This window comes from Paenibacillus sp. FSL M8-0212, assembly GCF_038004645.1.
Classification (GTDB): Bacteria; Bacillota; Bacilli; order Paenibacillales; family Paenibacillaceae; genus Paenibacillus.
Genome location: NZ_JBBORP010000001.1, coordinates 380,893 through 398,062 on the forward strand (window position 1 = coordinate 380,893; position 17,170 = coordinate 398,062).

At 45.8% G+C, this 17,170-nt stretch carries 16 protein-coding genes; 4 read left to right on the top strand and 12 right to left on the bottom strand.

Translation table 11 applies throughout. The annotated features are described in order from the left end of the window. Positions 1 to 65 precede the first annotated feature (65 nt). Both MKX68_RS01630 and MKX68_RS01635 read right to left on the bottom strand, forming a co-directional pair. Complete coding sequence (locus MKX68_RS01630; protein ID WP_124113809.1) at positions 66 to 1,187, bottom strand: HD-GYP domain-containing protein; 1,122 nt, start codon at positions 1,185 to 1,187, stop codon at positions 66 to 68. A gap of 72 nt (positions 1,188 to 1,259) precedes the next feature. After that, positions 1,260 to 2,690 carry a bifunctional metallophosphatase/5'-nucleotidase gene (locus MKX68_RS01635; protein WP_340908597.1) on the bottom strand — a complete coding sequence of 477 codons (1,431 nt, stop codon included), beginning with the start codon at positions 2,688 to 2,690 and terminating at the stop codon, positions 1,260 to 1,262. Positions 2,691 to 2,810: 120 nt separating this feature from the next. Between MKX68_RS01635 and MKX68_RS01640 the strand changes: the two genes are divergently transcribed. Together MKX68_RS01640 and MKX68_RS01645 are read left to right on the top strand one after the other, a co-directional pair. Next, the gene (locus MKX68_RS01640; RefSeq protein ID WP_340908600.1) at positions 2,811 to 3,557 is read left to right on the top strand and encodes a molybdenum cofactor biosynthesis protein; all 747 of its coding nucleotides are present in this window, start codon (positions 2,811 to 2,813) and stop codon (positions 3,555 to 3,557) included. Between the two features lie 123 nt (positions 3,558 to 3,680). Further along, positions 3,681 to 4,730, top strand: coding sequence for an HD-GYP domain-containing protein (locus tag MKX68_RS01645; protein ID WP_338593265.1), 1,050 nt, complete (start codon positions 3,681 to 3,683; stop codon positions 4,728 to 4,730). A 159-nt stretch (positions 4,731 to 4,889) separates the two neighbouring features. Here the strand turns inward: MKX68_RS01645 and MKX68_RS01650 are convergent, their stop codons facing one another. The 10 genes from MKX68_RS01650 to MKX68_RS01695 all read right to left on the bottom strand — a co-directional run bounded on the left by MKX68_RS01650 (position 4,890) and on the right by MKX68_RS01695 (position 14,471). Beyond that, entirely contained in the window at positions 4,890 to 5,030 is a 141-nt protein-coding gene (locus MKX68_RS01650) for a hypothetical protein (protein ID WP_017689533.1), read from the bottom strand. A gap of 149 nt (positions 5,031 to 5,179) precedes the next feature. Continuing rightward, positions 5,180 to 5,899 carry a M23 family metallopeptidase gene (locus tag MKX68_RS01655; RefSeq protein WP_340908602.1) on the bottom strand — a complete coding sequence of 240 codons (720 nt, stop codon included), beginning with the start codon at positions 5,897 to 5,899 and terminating at the stop codon, positions 5,180 to 5,182. Between the two features lie 208 nt (positions 5,900 to 6,107). Then, complete coding sequence (locus MKX68_RS01660) at positions 6,108 to 7,457, bottom strand: jacalin-like lectin (protein ID WP_340908604.1); 1,350 nt, start codon at positions 7,455 to 7,457, stop codon at positions 6,108 to 6,110. Positions 7,458 to 7,758: 301 nt separating this feature from the next. Beyond that, positions 7,759 to 9,156, bottom strand: a complete 1,398-nt coding sequence (gene sufB / locus MKX68_RS01665; protein WP_076209130.1) for a Fe-S cluster assembly protein SufB — start codon at positions 9,154 to 9,156, stop codon at positions 7,759 to 7,761. A 20-nt stretch (positions 9,157 to 9,176) separates the two neighbouring features. Then, positions 9,177 to 9,608, bottom strand: a complete 432-nt coding sequence (gene sufU, locus MKX68_RS01670; RefSeq protein WP_017689537.1) for a Fe-S cluster assembly sulfur transfer protein SufU — start codon at positions 9,606 to 9,608, stop codon at positions 9,177 to 9,179. Next, positions 9,598 to 10,818: a cysteine desulfurase gene (locus tag MKX68_RS01675; RefSeq protein ID WP_340908606.1), complete on the bottom strand. Its 1,221-nt coding sequence runs from the start codon at positions 10,816 to 10,818 to the stop codon at positions 9,598 to 9,600. Before MKX68_RS01675 ends, sufU begins: the two co-directional genes overlap by 11 nt. Then, positions 10,815 to 12,119: a Fe-S cluster assembly protein SufD gene (sufD, locus tag MKX68_RS01680; protein WP_340908608.1), complete on the bottom strand. Its 1,305-nt coding sequence runs from the start codon at positions 12,117 to 12,119 to the stop codon at positions 10,815 to 10,817. Before sufD ends, MKX68_RS01675 begins: the two co-directional genes overlap by 4 nt. 25 nt (positions 12,120 to 12,144) lie before the next feature. Then, positions 12,145 to 12,927, bottom strand: a complete 783-nt coding sequence (gene sufC / locus MKX68_RS01685) for a Fe-S cluster assembly ATPase SufC (protein ID WP_062833524.1) — start codon at positions 12,925 to 12,927, stop codon at positions 12,145 to 12,147. A gap of 383 nt (positions 12,928 to 13,310) precedes the next feature. Continuing rightward, positions 13,311 to 13,886, bottom strand: a complete 576-nt coding sequence (locus MKX68_RS01690; RefSeq protein WP_340908613.1) for a DUF1802 family protein — start codon at positions 13,884 to 13,886, stop codon at positions 13,311 to 13,313. A gap of 123 nt (positions 13,887 to 14,009) precedes the next feature. After that, on the bottom strand, positions 14,010 to 14,471 hold the full coding sequence (locus tag MKX68_RS01695) for a Dps family protein (RefSeq protein ID WP_017689542.1): 462 nt from the start codon (positions 14,469 to 14,471) through the stop codon (positions 14,010 to 14,012). Positions 14,472 to 14,767: 296 nt separating this feature from the next. On the opposite strand from MKX68_RS01695, the gene mtnK reads away from it, so the two are divergent. Both mtnK and mtnA read left to right on the top strand, forming a co-directional pair. Then, positions 14,768 to 15,985 (top strand): S-methyl-5-thioribose kinase, encoded by a 1,218-nt coding sequence (mtnK, locus tag MKX68_RS01700; RefSeq protein WP_340915242.1) that lies wholly within the window; start codon positions 14,768 to 14,770, stop codon positions 15,983 to 15,985. A gap of 23 nt (positions 15,986 to 16,008) precedes the next feature. After that, positions 16,009 to 17,085: an S-methyl-5-thioribose-1-phosphate isomerase gene (gene mtnA, locus MKX68_RS01705; protein WP_340908616.1), complete on the top strand. Its 1,077-nt coding sequence runs from the start codon at positions 16,009 to 16,011 to the stop codon at positions 17,083 to 17,085. Positions 17,086 to 17,170 lie beyond the last annotated feature (85 nt).

Below are 17,170 nucleotides of genomic sequence, written 5' to 3' on the forward strand. Positions count from 1 at the left end.
CTCTGGACCGCATTACGAAACGGCCCGGATATTACGACATGAGCGCTAATCATCTTTCAAGTAGTTCAGCTTTCCACCTGTTCACTTTGAGCCGCTGAAGGTGTATCCTCCACACCCTCTACACCTGTGATCATCACAGACAGAGCAGTCAGCAGGTTAATTTCATAAGGCGAAGATAAAGTCTGGCCGTCCGCATCTTTTAGAACACGGATAAGCGGACGTTGAGGAACACGTGAATGAATTGATGCAACTACCCCAACTTCTCCCGTACTGAGCTTGACTGAAATACCTACTGGGTATATCGCGACACAATCCCTGAACTTCTCCAGCATCCGTTGTTCATAGAGGGTTCCTGAACCTGTATACAACACCTCTACTGCCTGATGGGGCAGCAAGGCTTGCTTGTACACCCGATTCGTTGTCATGGCATCATACGAATCAGCAAGTGCAATCCATTTGGCATATTCATGAATTTCCTTGTCTTTCAAACCAAAGGGGTATCCACTGCCATCAATTCGTTCATGGTGCTGCAGTGCACAATGCGCAGATAGAAGCGGTATGCCTGGTTCATCTTTGAGAATACGGTGTCCATATGTAGTGTGCTGCTGAATGATTTTGAATTCCTCGTCACTCAATCTGGAGGGTTTATGCAAGATTTCTGGTGCAATCTGTGTTTTGCCGATATCATGCAACAAAGCGCCCAGACCAATCTCCATTAATTGCTGGCGTGTGTAACCCGAAGCGACACCAAGAACCAGTGTGTACACACATACATTCAGAGAATGGTTATACAGGTCAAAATCACTGGAGTTCATGTCCATCAGCATAATCATGGCTTCCTTCTGACTGCCGATGTCTTCCAGAATGGCATTCATCACACCACTAAGCGCTTTACCGAAATGAGGAATCTGATTTTTGGTTTTCAGTCCTGACATACTTTGAAATTGCTGTTTGATCTCGACCAGTGCCTTCCTCCTGGTCTCTTCCTGCAACATTTCAGGAACGATGATGTCCTCTGTCGCAGCATCTTTAATATACACATAACCGACCCCGAGATCCTTAAGGCGTCCAATCAATCGACTGGTTAGCTCTACATCCTCACTAAGTAATACAAGGCCTTCTTCACTATAAATACGTTTCCCCAGCTTCATGCCAGGCTGCAATAAGTTTATATGTACTAAACGCACAGCCTATCCTCTCCCGCTCCGTAGATGTAATTACCACTAGCCGCCGCTTCAGCAGAAGGCAAGTACTTTAAATTAGCTTTGATGCCAGCGGGCTCGCAGGCTGTCGTCCAGAGCCCCTGGTCGTTTTATTTCCGTTTCCAGCAAATCGCGTATGAATTCCGGAAGATGATAGAGCGTACGGGTTCCATGAGCCAGAGGAGGATACCCCACATTGAACGTAAACATGTCCAGTGTTCCAACGATATACTCACATTGTTCGTCCATAGGCTCCCCATTGATGGATATGGTCTGGATCTTCTCATAGGCTGGCGCATCTGGATTGTATTGAACTTCCATGCCGTCCATACATAACGTGCCTAGAATATGACCACGAAAACCAAATCCCACAATGGGCTTACCTGAAAACTCGTCCAACAAGGACTGCTCAAGTGCTTCACGAATATGACTTCCACTCAAGCATATTGTACAAGCATTTATAGGAGATGGACATAGGGAATGCAACATTCCTTTTGTAATATTACCTTGTGGAAGCTCTCCGAGAAGCTGACCTGCATTCACCAGAGACAGCTGTGCCCCCGTGAAATGACGAACAGCTTGTGCAAGCAAGGTAGCAAACGGGGATTCCCGGTCATACGCGATGGGCAGCACCCGATCGGTTATCACTGCCGTCTGATTGAGTGTCCTTTCGGCTTCCGTACGATTCGTAGCGATTGCCAGCGCGACCTGATCATCCAGCATTATACTCTTGGCAGCCATACAACCGCTACTTACCAGTTGAAGAGGTTCTCCCACACTTGTTCGTTCCAGAACCACTTTCCCAAGCCATTGGCCAAATTTCCCAGCTGCGCCCAGCACGGTCTGACCAATGACTAATGGTTCTTCGAGAACATGATGGGTATGTCCACCGAGAATAACATCAATCCCAGTAATCTGCTCCGCCAGTCTCCGATCTGTCGAAAGCCCCAGATGTGAAAGAATAACTACCACATCCACTTCATCACGTAATGCTTCCACTTGTGCTCTTAGTGACTCCACAGGGTCCAGAACATCCCACCCGAGCAGTTCGTAAAACGTGGTAAAAGGGGCCGTTGCCCCCAGCAGGCCAACGCGAAATGGACCTTTCTCCACAATCAGAGAAGGTTTCATCCACACTGGCGCAAGGCCAGTATCTTGCTCCACAACATTGCCGCATACCACAGGACACAGAAGTCCAGCGTAGGACTGCGAGAGCTGATCAGGCGTAAAGGTTAGTCCTTCATTGTTACCGATTGTAATGGCATCGTAGCCCGTCAGGTTAATAACATCAACATTAGCCGTACCCAGTGTTCCCTCTGTTTCAACGGCCATGCGGTCCATATGATCGCCGATATCCAATACAAGGAAGTTGCCACCTTGGTCACGTTCCTCATTGATCATAGCGGCGATGGTGCTCATGGAGCCGAAGTGGCTATGGATGTCATTGGTGTGCAGAATCGTTAATGTTTGCTTCTCCCTGGTGCTCATCACACCGCCTCCCCTGCTCTTCAATAAACGTTCATTCTTCTAATGGATAAGCATAACATTTTCCGCGTCGTTATGATATATTTAAAGGGTTTAGAGATCAAAAAGAGGTGAGTCATATCTATGAAATTGACAATTCAACTATTTGCAGGCATTGCAGAACGTTTAAATACATCCCTTCTGGAGTTTGAGTACATTGGAGACATTCCAACCGCTGCCGATTTAAAAGAAAAACTGAGTCTGGCCTACCCCGAAGCAGCTTCTCAGATAAAGTCATCCTTTTTGGCAGTTAACCAGCAGTACGCTCCTGCCGATACTATACTTAGCTCAGAAGATGAACTTGCGTTGATTCCTCCCGTCTCTGGAGGCGATGGTACGGATATATCCGATGAGAAGCATCCCTCTACCATTCCAGAGCATCGGACTGAAGATGGCTTATTTCTGATTACAGAGTCCACCTTGTCCGTGGAAGCAACAACGGCACTAGTGATTACCCCGAATCACGGGGCAGCTCTTACTTTTGTAGGTACCACTCGTGAAATGACCGGTGAACAGCGCACCGTGCATCTTGAATACGAGGCCTATGTGCCGATGGCTCTTTCTCAGATGGCGGCCATTGGTGTGGAAATCTCCGATCGCTGGCCTGGTGTGTTATGTGCAATCAGTCACCGAATCGGCAAAGTGGATGTGGCAGAGATTAGTGTAGTCATTGCCGTTTCCTCGCCTCATCGCAACGACTGTTATGATGCAAGCCGTTACGCCATAGAGAGACTCAAACAGACCGTTCCGATCTGGAAAAAGGAAATTTGGGAAGATGGATCTGAATGGAAAGGACATCAATTAGGACCATGGAACCCCATGAAGAACTAAATAATGAGCCTTTACACCTTTTAGACAGAGTGGGTTAATAGTAAATAAGTCGTTGTCAACCCATTTTTTTCTTGTTATTATAATCATATGTGTCGATATTAGTCGAGAAAAGGTGGTTTATACGTGAGAGTGCATGTTACTGATCTTAAACCGGGTGACCTGTTAAAAAATGATGTATACAACAGTTCGGGTCTCCACATGCTGATGAAAGGTTCCACCCTCAGTGAAGATGACCTATCCAAACTGTTGCAACATGGAATCGAGTACGCAGATGTAGAACACACAACATCCGACCTACACTCTGATGCACAAACCTTACCTTCCGATCAAACCCGTCTGTTAACTAACTTGTTTAACGATACGATCAAAGGTACTGAATCTCTATTTCAACAAGCAATGGAGAAGGGTTTTATTGATGAGACACAGGTCGATGAGATTTTGTTCACCCTAACAGAACAGTTGGAAAAACAAAAAGATGTTGTCTCCTTGTTGCTTATGCTGGACGGGGATAGCGATTATACGTACAACCATTCCTTGCAAGTCGGAATGCTCGCTTTTTATATCGCCGGCTGGATGGGTTACAACCCCGAGGAATGTCTAACGGTAGCCAAAGCAGGATATCTTCATGATATCGGCAAGTCCAAGATTCCTTCTGAAATGTTACATAAACCTGGTAAATTGACCACGGAAGAATTTGACGAAATGAAGAAACACACATTCTATGGGTACGATATCATTAAAGAATCCACGCAGGATGAAATTCTGGCAATGGTTGCACTTCAGCATCATGAGCGCGAGGATGGAAGTGGTTATCCTCATGGACTGCGAGGAGACGAGATCCACCCATATGCCCGTATAACTGCTGTAGCGGACGTTTACAGCGCCATGACGACGAATCGGGTGTACCAGACCAAACAGGAACTGATCTCTGTTCTGTGTGAACTGTACAGCCTCAGCTTCGGTCAGTTAAATGCTGAAGCAACGCAAGAACTGATCAAGCACATGCTCCCTAATTTTATCGGTAAAAGGGTTCTGCTCACCACAGGTCAGACGGGGCTCATTGTCATGAATAATCCTGCGGATTATTTCCGACCACTCGTTCAGACCTCTACGGCCTTTATCGATTTAGCGAAGGAAAGAGATATTGCTATCGTTGAAATTTATGTACAGTAATTATGTAACAAGCCTATCTGTTCATTTTACACAGCACACAGTATGCGTACGAAGCAACAAACAGGAAGTAGCTTGAATAACCAACTCTGAGGTTGGCATATGACAAAGGGAAGCCGTAATCGGCTTCCCTTTTGTCTATTCCGATTCGATCATGTTGGATTACACGCAGAATGCTTTTGTGATGATAACCAACAGAATGAACAGTACCAAGATTGCACCAGTGTTTGTGAACATATTGTATCCGCCAACGCCGCCTACTCCGCCTACGTTGCCACCACAGCCATATCCTACTTCGCTCATGTGATTGCCTCCTCTTCATCAGGTATACCCTAACATATGACGTTTCCAGTGGAATGAACCGGGCGAACAGGCAACATTCGATAAATGGTTGTCTGTCTGCATCTACCTGAGTGGATTATCCTTTTGCTATTCCTGTTCTTTGCAGGGATCTATATGTCGGAATCCGAATGAACCTGGATGCCCTTTTCCTTGCGGTACATGATAACAAGTAATCTCCAAAATTCATAACTGCCTTTGTCGTTCATAATAAACGGTCGATAATAATCAAATGCTTGCTGCGCCCATGCGGGACAATCCATATTGGAAAGTTGCTGCTGTTGCTGAATCCATCCCCCTTGAATCTCCAGCGTTTTCTGCATGGCTTCAAACATTTTCTTCTGCTCAGTGGTCATCGGCGGAGCCTCCTCTTCCTGATATGCAGTTCCGTATTCGGCCTGTAGATATGCACCCGGTTCCGTCACACCATCATCGCTGGGTGTATACCCGTAAGATGGTGCACTTGTTTTACGAATCTCATAATGTACATGCGGGCCAGTACTCTGACCCGTGCTTCCCTGATTACCGATAAGCTGGCCTCGCTTCACCCGCTGCCCAACGGTTACGGCAATTCGCGAAAGGTGAGCATAACAATGCAAGTAGCCACGATAATCTTGAAGAGCAACGGTAAGCCCGTAACCGCCGAATCCGGAGCCTGTAACTCCTTCGGAAGCAAAACGTACCCTACCTTCCATAAAGGCGTAGACGGGGCCATTCCAGGGCTCTGTCACGAGATCAATTCCGCGGTGAAATGTCTGTCCACCATGAATGGGATGAATTCGATAGCCGAATGAACTTGTAATCCGATAGCCCTCGAAAGGGTTTACGCTCATACACTCACATCCTTTTCTATCATTAAATGCTTAAATCTATGAAATGGCTTGTGCTATTGGTCTTATTTTATTCCACAAAAATACCGCTCAGAATACATTTGGGAAACCTTATGGTCTCTCTCCAACGTATATTCCAAGCGGCGCTATGCTACTATGATTACTCTATCAGTTACATATACTAAGTTTTAATTCCAACCACTATACACTCCTAATTCAGAGGTCTGTATATGACCCCTAGCTGATCCAATTCCTGTCCTGCTCTTCCATAAAATCCGGCTATATACCACCCTGCTGGTGCTTCAAGTTTAATTTGATCCGATGTCTTTTGTCCGCCTTCAATCTTATTTCCAAGATTGGTCAACAACTCCACGTAAAAGATCCGTTTATCTCCATTTCGTGTCCCCTGACTAATGGTTGCCTGAGTTAAATACTCTCCGTCTGCCAAGTTAAGTGTGGCAATGTTTGATTGACCACCATGTTTCAGATTCGTTCCATCCCTGTACAACGTTGAAATGCCGTCTACACGATTGCCTGAGTTAAGCACCACTGAGCTAGGTCTGGACTCCGGAATATGATTTAGATCATTAAACCCGGTCCCCCCGGATCCTCCGATTGTTGAACTTAGTTGGTACTGAGAAGATGTGTTGAACACGAATTCCGCTGTAATCGGATAATGATCGGAGAGTTGCTTCCCACTCGGATCAACAAACGTTTGATTTTCCAAACGATAACTCTGTGCATTAAGGGACAACGCTTTACTTCCGCGATACATAATTTTGTCGACAATTTCATAGTTCGGGCCATGTATATTGGTTGCATCCATAAGAGCATCCCCATCAGCGGGAATACTTCCACCACGAATCAAATCGATCCACGGATCTCTTAATCCATTCTCAGACATGAGCAACTCTATATTGTCAGCGGCACGGGTGTACCGTGTATTGGTATCCCCAAATACGATAACCGCGTTCCCGTCCGAGTGCTCCTTGATGTAATTGGAGAGTTGTCTGATATTATCTCGTCTGGCCTCAAGCGATTTATCATCGCTCCCTGCGTCCGCATGCAAGTTGTACACGTCCACTTTCACCTGAGGTGTGATCTCATATGTAGCTGCTGTAAATCCTTTTGGAGTCAATTCATCACTTCCATTGTCAAAAAGACCGGATCGCTTATCCCAGGTAATACGCTTCAAGTCACGGAATGGATATTTGGACAGACTGTTCAACCCACTACCAAAACCCGCAATTCCGCTTGTCGTCGTCAGATACGGCAGAGTGACTTGAGATATCAACTCATTATGATAATTAAAATCCTCTTGTACATTAATAATGTCATAGTCATTTAATTTGGGGGAAATCTGAACGGTGTAATCCTTGGGGTTGGAACTGGATACCAGATCCGGAAGACCACCTACATTGTAACTAAGTACCTTGAATGAACCCGATATCGCTCCACCTTCTGCTGCACTCGCCGTTGATAAAAATAAAGGCCAGCTCGTAAAGGCAACAACAGCAGACAATACCAATGCTGCTCCTTTTTTAACCATACTTATTCGCATTATATACCTCCTCATATTAGAATCTATTCAAATATATGTAATATTCGTTAATGGAAGAATAACGCTGGTCTATTCATTTGTAAATATACAAATTGAACTAAAGAACATTTTCACTTGCCACTCCAATGACAGAACAACCTTCTGAACGCTGTTATCACGAGATTTTTTGAATAAAAATACCCCCTAGAAAGACTTTTTAAAGAGTCTGCTCTAGAGGGTATTCGATCACATGAAATTATATCTACCGCTTAACATCAGCAGCTAGCTTCAGCTTTACGGCTTCGAATGGCGCTGCATTGGATTAACCAATGGAGCCTTCCATTTCGAACTTGATCAATCTATTCATCTCAACGGCGTATTCCATTGGCAATTCCTTCGTGAATGGCTCAATGAAGCCCATGATGATCATCTGTGTTGCTTCTGCATCAGTCAGACCACGGCTCATCAGGTAGAAGAGTTGATCCTCAGACACTTTGGACACTGTAGCTTCATGCTCCAGCATGATGTTATCATTCATGATTTCATTGTAAGGAATGGTATCCGATGTGGACTCATTATCGAGAATGAGTGTATCACACTTGATGTTGGATTTCGCGCCCTCAGCTTGACGTCCAAAGGAAGCCAAACCACGGTACGTTACTTTACCACCATGTTTACTGATGGACTTGGATACAATCGTAGATGTTGTATCCGGAGCCAAGTGGATCATTTTCGCACCTGCATCTTGGTGCTGGTTTTTACCAGCAACAGCGATGGAAAGTACGGAACCTTTAGCTCCACGGCCTTTCAGTACAACCGCTGGATATTTCATTGTCAGTTTGGAACCGATGTTACCATCGACCCATTCCATTGTTGCATTTTCTTCTGCAACCGCACGTTTTGTAACGAGGTTGTAGATGTTTGGTGCCCAGTTTTGAATCGTTGTGTAACGAACACGGGCATTTTTCTTACAGATGATCTCAACAACCGCACTGTGCAGTGAGTTCGTGCTGTAGATCGGAGCTGTACAGCCCTCTACATAGTGAACAAAGCTGTCTTCGTCCGCAATGATGAGTGTACGCTCGAATTGTCCCATATTCTCGGAGTTAATCCGGAAGTAGGCTTGCAGAGGCACTTCACATTTAACGCCCTTAGGCACGTAGATGAAGCTTCCTCCGGACCATACCGCACTATTTAAAGCAGCAAATTTGTTATCTGCTGGTGGAATAACTGTTGCAAAATATTCACGCAGGATTTCCGGATGCTCTCTGAGAGCTGTGTCCGTATCCATGAAGATTACACCTTGGTCTTCCAATTCCTTTTGCATGTTGTGGTATACAACCTCGGATTCATACTGAGCCGATACACCTGCAAGGAACTTTTGCTCTGCTTCAGGGATACCCAATTTATCAAAGGTTTCCTTGATTTCGGAAGGAACTTCCTCCCATGTTTTACCTTGTTTTTCAGAAGCACGAACGTAGTACTGAATTTCATTGAAATCCAATCCGTCGAGATCTCCGCCCCATTTCGGCATTGGCATCTTTTCGAATTGTTTCAAGGATTTCAAACGGAATTCCAACATCCAATCCGGTTCATTCTTAATCTTGGAAATCTCGGTAACCACTTCTGCAGTCAGACCTTTACCGGTTTGAAAGATGGATTTGTGCTCGTCGCGAAAACCATATTTGTACTCTTCCATTTCTGGTGCTTTTTTAGCCATCTTGCTCTACCTCCCTATCGTTATTGTACTTTGTTCTCTTCGTCAATCCCTTTGCGTAATGCATTCCAGGCCAGAGTGGCACATTTGATGCGTGCAGGGAACTTGTTCACACCGGATAGGGCTTCGAGATCTTCATAATCGTCGAAATCGACTTCTTCACCTTTCATCAGTGAGGAAAAACGGTTAGCGATATCGAGTGCCTGTTCCATCGTTTTGCCTTTGACAGCCTCCGTCATCATTGATGCAGAGGACATGCTGATGGAGCAGCCTTCACCCGTATATTTGGCTTCCTGAACGATTCCGTCTTTCAGCAAAATTTGCAGTGAAATCCGGTCGCCGCACGTTGGATTGTTCAAATTCACCGTGACAGCGTCATTATCAAAAGTTCCGCGGTTCCGCGGGTTTTTGTAGTGGTCCATTATAACACGTCTGTACAGATCATCAAGTTGCATCGCCAAAATACTCCTTTGTCTGGATTAAGGCGCTGACAAGCCGATCTACATCTTGTTCGTTATTGTATAGATAGAAGCTGGCACGAGCTGTTGAGCTAACTTCAAGCCAGCGCATTAGCGGTTGACAGCAATGGTGTCCGGCACGAATGGCTACGCCACTCGCATCCAGAACGGTTGCCACATCATGCGGATGAACATCCCCCAGATTAAAGGTAACGACACCCACATGCCGCTTCGCTGGGCCAAAGATGGTTAACCCATCGATCTCGGCCAGTCGTTCTGTTGCATAAGCTGCCAGCACACTCTCATGATGTGCGATCTCATCCATACCAATCTGCTCCAGAAAATCAATGGCAGCTCCCAACCCTACCGCACCTGCGATAATCGGGGTTCCACCCTCGAACTTCCAGGGAAGCTCTTTCCAGTTGGATTCGTACAGACCCACATCATCAATCATTTCACCGCCGAACTCAATGGGTTCCATGGACTCCAGCAGCGCCTTTTTGCCGTAGAGTGCACCGATTCCGGTTGGTCCGCACATTTTATGACCGGATAATGCATAGAAATCACAATCCAGATCTTGAACGTCCACCTTCATGTGAGGTGTACTTTGTGCGCCATCAACAACGATGACAGCACCATTGCGGTGTGCAATTTCAGCAATTTGTTTCACAGGATGGATCAGCCCCATAACATTGGATACATAAGCGATCGCTACAATTTTAGTATTGTTTGTAATCGTCTTCTCAACATCAGCCAATTCAATGTGACCATCAGGCTGAAGCGGGATGTATTTCAATGTTGCACCTGTCTCCTTGGCAACCTGCTGCCAAGGAATCAGATTACTATGGTGCTCCATTTGCGTGATAACAATTTCATCGCCTTCTTTGCAATTGGCGCGGGCATAAGATGAAGCCACCAGATTCAGGGCTGTCGTTGTCCCGCGGGTAAAGATAATCTCCTGTGTACGGCGGGCATTGATAAACTTGGCTACCTTCTCACGTGCGCCTTCGTAAGCGTCTGTTGCACGGCTTCCAAGAGTATGAACACCGCGATGTACGTTGGAGTTCTCATACTCATAATAATGTTTGACTGCTTCGATCACAGCACGAGGCTTCTGTGAAGTCGCAGCACTATCTAAATATACGAGCGGGTGTCCGTTAATTTCCTGGTGGAGGATCGGGAACTGCTCGCGAATGGACGGGTTCATTGTCCCAGCTTCTTCTCAATCAGGGACTGCAATTGGGTGCGCAGTGCTTCCAAAGGAATATCCGCCACCACCGGAGCCAGGAAGCCATAGATGATCAGGCGTTCGGCATCCGTACGGTTAATTCCGCGCGACATCAAGTAATGAATCTGCTCGGCATTGACTTGACCAACAGAAGCCGCGTGACCTGCTGTTACATCATCCTCATCAATCAGAAGGATTGGGTTGGCGTCTCCACGTGCTTTAGGGCTCAGCATCAACACTTTCTCTGTCTGCTGTCCATCGGCTTTGGTAGCGCCTTTCTCAATCTTCGTGATCCCGTTGATGATTGCAGAAGCTTCTTCACGCATAACTGCACGTGTAATCATCTGACTTGGTGTATTCTTGCCGAAGTGACGAGCTTCTGTGGTGTAGTTGATTTTCTGTGAACCGGAACCTACAGCGATGACTTTGGAATCAGAACTTGATCCATTGCCTTTCAGCAAGGTCATCGTGTTGCTCGCTGTGTCGCCATTGTTCATTTCGCCTACAATCCACTCGATGGAAGCATCATTCTCCAACACTGCACGACGGAATGAAACATCAGTTACATTCACACTCAGTTGATGAACCGATGCGAAACGTACTTTAGCACCTGATTTTGCGAATACTTCCACAACACCATTATGGAAAACAGGTGCGGACAATTCGCCAGATACATAGTTATCCACATAAGTTACTGAGCTGTTTGCTTCTGCAACTACAAGCACGTGAGGTGCAAACGTTGCAGATGCGTCGTCCGTAAGCAACACTGCTTGCAGTGGTACTTCGATTTCGACATTTTTCGGAACATACAGGAAGACCCCGCCATTCCAAAGTGCCGCATGTAATGCAGCGAGGGAATGCTCATCCGCTTTAACTGCTGTGTTCAGATATTGTTTTACCAGATCGCCATGTTCGCGAACCGCTGTAGCCAGATCCGTGAAGATAACTCCTTTTGCTGCCAGATCAGCAGACACCTTGGAGTATACCGTACCGGAATTGCGCTGGATAACCAGACTGCCTTCCGCTTGATCCTGAACCAGATCTTTGATAGAAGCAGGTACTTCTGTCAAAGAAGAAATAGCTTCACTTGTTTTATATGTTCCGTACTCGCTGACATTCCAGCGTTCGATTTTTTGTTTTTCCAGTTTAGGAAGCGCAAGCCCGCTCGCAAGCTTTAAAGCTTCGAGCCGCTGTTCGGTCAACCAGCCGGGTTCATTGTTGCTTTCCGACAAGGCGCGAAGCGCTTCAGATTCAACCGGAAGAATTGTTTGTGTAGTCATTGATTAATCCTCCTCCGTTTTGTCTTTACGCTTCTTGACCTACAGTTTCGTCTGTAATTCCCAGCTCTTCCTTAACCCAGTCATATCCTTCAGCTTCCAGACGGTGTGCCAGTTCAGGTCCGCCAGATTTCACGATACGACCTTGCATCATAACGTGTACGTAGTCAGGAGTAATATAGTTAAGCAGGCGTTGATAGTGAGTGATGATCAAGAAACCACGATCTTCGCTCTTCATTGCATTTACACCGTTAGCCACGATTTTCAAAGCATCGATGTCCAGACCGGAGTCAATTTCATCAAGTACTACGATTTTCGGATCAAGCAGCATCATTTGCAGAATCTCGTTACGTTTTTTCTCACCACCGGAGAAACCTTCATTCAGGTAACGGTGAGCAAACTCAGGGTTCATGTCGAGTTCTTTCATTTTACCTTCCATTTGACGAATGAACTTGATCAGGGAGATCTCGTTACCTTCGCCACGACGTGCGTTAATTGCACTACGCAAGAAGTCGGAGTTTGTAACACCTGCAATTTCACTTGGGTATTGCATAGCCAGGAATAGACCTGCACGTGCACGCTCATCTACTGCCATATCCAATACATCTTCACCATCAAGTGTAATTGTACCGTCAGTTACTTCATATTTCGGATGGCCCATCAATGCAGAAGCCAGAGTTGATTTACCTGTTCCGTTCGGACCCATGATTGCGTGGATTTCTCCACCTTTCATTTCCAGGTTGATGCCTTTCAGGATTTCCTTACCTTCGATCGTCGCTTTCAGACCTTCAATGACGAAATTCGTAGCCATGTGTATTGTTTCCCTCCATTGATTAAATTGATGTTTGCTGTCGAAAACGAAAAAGCGCCTATTATATCTGAACAGGGCTTCCCCTGAATTTCTCCTGTACTCGAATCTTCAAAGCAAGAACACTTTAGAATAATTCTAAACTGATTCTCAATGATAATCAAGTCATTTCCTAAGAACCTTTGTCTCTTGCATGAAACCTTATTCTTTCTGATTCTATAGTAAAAGACAAATTGAATCAAATCAGAAAACATCTTACGCACAAATGCACAGTGAGAAAAATCACAGCAATTCAAGCTTTTATGTCATCTGCTCTGCTATACACTAATCTAAAAAAGGACTTATCCATATTATGGACAAGTCCCTCCGTTAAATAACGTTACCATTTACAATTTGAGCATCTCGTTAATCTTCTGTACCTGTTCGTCAAAATCCGCAACGTCCACCACCGGCGTCATTTCGCGCGGCACCGGACCATTCGGAATAGAAATCCATGAACGGCAACCGTTATATTCAGGCAGTACGGGGATTTCCATCGGTTCTTTCAAAAGGTACACACGTAAAATCAATACATGGAGCGGATCTTTGCGTTTCCATTTCAAACGGTCTTCGGCAAAATCCGCTGTCCACATATGAAAGTCAAGAAGTCGATCCAGCATCTCCTGATCTCGTATCTCCAGATCCTGCGTTACTTCAGCATATGCAGTAATACGGATTGTCGAAGCTTCGGGCACCCATTCGACCAGTGATTCTTCAACATAGGATTGATCCGAGGACTTAATCAGTTCTTTACGCTGATGTTCATAAGTCGGATACAGATAAAACGCTGGACTTTTCAGCTCAAAATGTCGGGTTTCCTCTACAATGCCACCTTTGCGCATCACCATTATTTGGCGACCCGTTTCCAGTGCTTTAATTGCAGAAGCCCATTCTTTTAAAGCCGGCATCGTTGGTTCTAACATAAGCGGTTCCCTCCCAATCGTTCTTGTCAGCAGTATAGACGCTAAGGGCATTTCTGACAACAAATCGGGGAGCAGAAGGCTTACGTAAGAAACATACTTATATTAGATTAAATTTGGGCTGTATTAACCCAGGAAAGAGCGAAGCATCCACATGTGTTTCTCAAGGTCAGCCTTGAAGCCTGTCAGCATATCGGATGTCGGTTGGTCTTCAGCTGCATCTGCAACTTCGATACCTTCCTGATATTCATTCGAAAGTGTAGCGAAGTCCTCGATCAGGTTTTGCACCATTGTCTTCGCGTCTTCGCCACCTGCTGCTTCCTGGATAGAGGAAAGCTCCAGATACTCTTTCATTGTAGCGGCTGGGCTACCTTTCAGCGTGAGGATACGCTCTGCGATTTCATCCATTTGCACTGTAACTTCGTTGTAGAACTCTTCGAATTTCACATGCAACGTGAAGAAGTTAGGTCCTTTAACGTACCAGTGATAGTTATGAATTTTGACATACAATACGTTCAGGTTAGCTACCTGACGATTAAGTACTTGTTCCACCGATTTTGCTTGATCTGTTTTGTTTTTTGTAGCCATATTAATCCCATCCTTTATTTAAAATTAGTCTGTCATGCCATGATAAGCAGGTTGTCCCGCAATGCATAACAGAGAGTTAATAATGTGTCACCGCATGTAGCGGAGAGGCTTGCTAACGGTGTTTCTCTCAACCGTCCGGCCTATTTGTTTTTACCCTGGAACAGGAAGTTCGAATCAGGATCGACTTGGCTTGTCTCAAAAAAAAGTTCAAAAAACGCGTTATTTCCGATATACTGACATATACCAAGCAAAGAAGTGGGTTTTCCTGTTTCTTCATATATATGGAGGTGGCACCTTTGTCCCAATATCGCCCGTTTACCCCCCAGGATGCAGTTGAACTAGCCAGAACATTACCGGGTCCATTTGCGGCAGATGCAAATCTGGATTGTCACGAGATCGGCGACGGCAATCTGAATTTGGTTTTCCACATCACGGATCAGAACTCCGATAAAAGTATCATTATCAAACAGGCGCTTCCTTATGCGAAAGTGGTTGGAGAATCATGGCCACTGTCTCTAGTACGTGCCCGCATTGAACGTGAGATTCTGCAGGAAGAGTATCGTCTGTGTCCAGGGATGGTACCCGAAGTGTACCATTACGATGATGACCTCGCGTTAACGGTTATGGAAGATCTGAGTGATCATGTGATCATGCGCAAAGGCCTAATCGAAGGTGTTTCCTATCCTCTTTTTGCACAGCATATCGGGGAATTCATGGCAAGAACGCTGTTCTTCACATCCGACTTGGGCATGGATCAGCAATTGAAGAAGGAACAACAGGGCAGATTCATTAATCCGGATCAATGCAAAATAACGGAGGATCTGATCTTTGATGAACCCTACCGGATCGCCGAGAAAAATAATTATGATGCTTCCATTGAAGACGAGGCTGAAGCCCTTCGCACGGATGAAGAGCTTCACCTTGAAGTGGCCTTGCTACGGGAAAAATTCCTGACACATGGACAGGCACTGCTTCATGGAGATCTGCATACAGGCAGCATTTTTGTTACACCTGAATCAACCAAGGTCATCGATCCCGAATTTGCATATTACGGCCCCATGGGATTCGATGTTGGTGCAGTCCTTGCGAACCTGCTCTTGAATTACGCATCCCTGCCAGGATGGATTCAGGATGAGACTGCTTTGCGTGAGCGTGAGACGCTTTTGCTGAATATGGTTCGTGATGTATGGACTGAATTCGAATCTCGTTTCCGTGCCCTCTGGGTTAATGACCTCGTTGATCCGATGGCAAAAACGCCAGGGTATCAGGATCTGTATGTGCAACAATTGTTCAGAGATTCCATTGGCTTCGCAGGTGCCAAAATGGTTCGTCGTATCGTGGGACTCGCTCACGTGGCGGATATAGATACTATTCCAAATGCGACTGAACGTGAACATGCTCAGCGTAAAGCGTTGTCCATTGGTAAAGCATTGATCAAGAACAATCGTCGCTTGAATACCATCGGCGAAGTACTGGATATTGTATCCACAGCTGTTACTACTACTAAGGCTTAACATAAGGAACGGAGGAACCACCCATGACAACAACCCCTGAATATCAGCCTCTGTCCTCTCTCATCTGGAAAAAGGACAAGCTTGAAATGCTTGACCAGCGTCTGCTGCCCGAGACCATCCTCATGCTGAAATTGTACACACCCGAGGAAGTATGGGAATCCATTCACTCCATGAAAGTACGCGGTGCTCCGGCGATTGGTATTGCTGCTGCATTTGGTGTTGTATTGGGAGCCAAATCATATGACGGAACAACCGTTCAAGGTTGGTTGGACCACGTGAAATCCATATGTGCTCATCTGGCTACTTCCCGACCAACAGCGGTGAACCTTTTCTGGGCACTGGATCGCATGATGCAAAAAGCAAATGAGGTCGTTGAATCCGGCCTGAGCCTGGATGAGGGCAATGATGCTCTTGAAGTAGAAGCTCTGTTGATTCAGAAGGAAGACGAAGAAGTATGCCGCATGATCGGCGAGAATGCACTGCCTTTATTCGAAGATGGTATGGGTGTACTCACTCACTGCAACGCAGGAGGACTGGCTACGGCGAAATACGGTACGGCAACTGCTCCAATGTATCTCGCACAGGAACGTGGCATTCACCTGAAAGTATTTGCAGACGAAACTCGTCCTGTACTTCAGGGTGCACGCCTGACTGCATTTGAGTTACAGCAAGCCGGCATTGACGTTACGCTGCTCTGTGATAACATGGCAGGTATGGTGATGTCCAAAGGCTGGATTCAAGCCGTTATCGTCGGAACTGATCGTGTTGCAGCGAACGGTGACGTAGCTAACAAAATCGGAACCTACAGCGTGGCCGTGCTTGCCAAGGCTCACAATATTCCGTTCTATGTAGCGAGCCCATTGTCGACTATCGACTTATCTACTCCATCCGGCGACCTGATTCCAATTGAGGAACGTGCTGCGGAGGAAGTAACCGAAGGATTTGGCAAACGCACAGCACCTCAAGGTGTTAAAGTATACAATCCAGCATTTGACGTAACGCCTAACGAATATGTAACAGCTATCATCACGGAAAAAGGTGTTGTTCGCGCACCTTTCCAAGAAAACCTGGCTGCCTTGTTCGCGAAGGAAGAAGCTTAATTTAATAAGAGTATTCAAGAAAAAGTTCGTGTATAGAGCTAGTGGCTACTGATGTGCCCGGCTCTGTATTAGAACGCTAAGACGC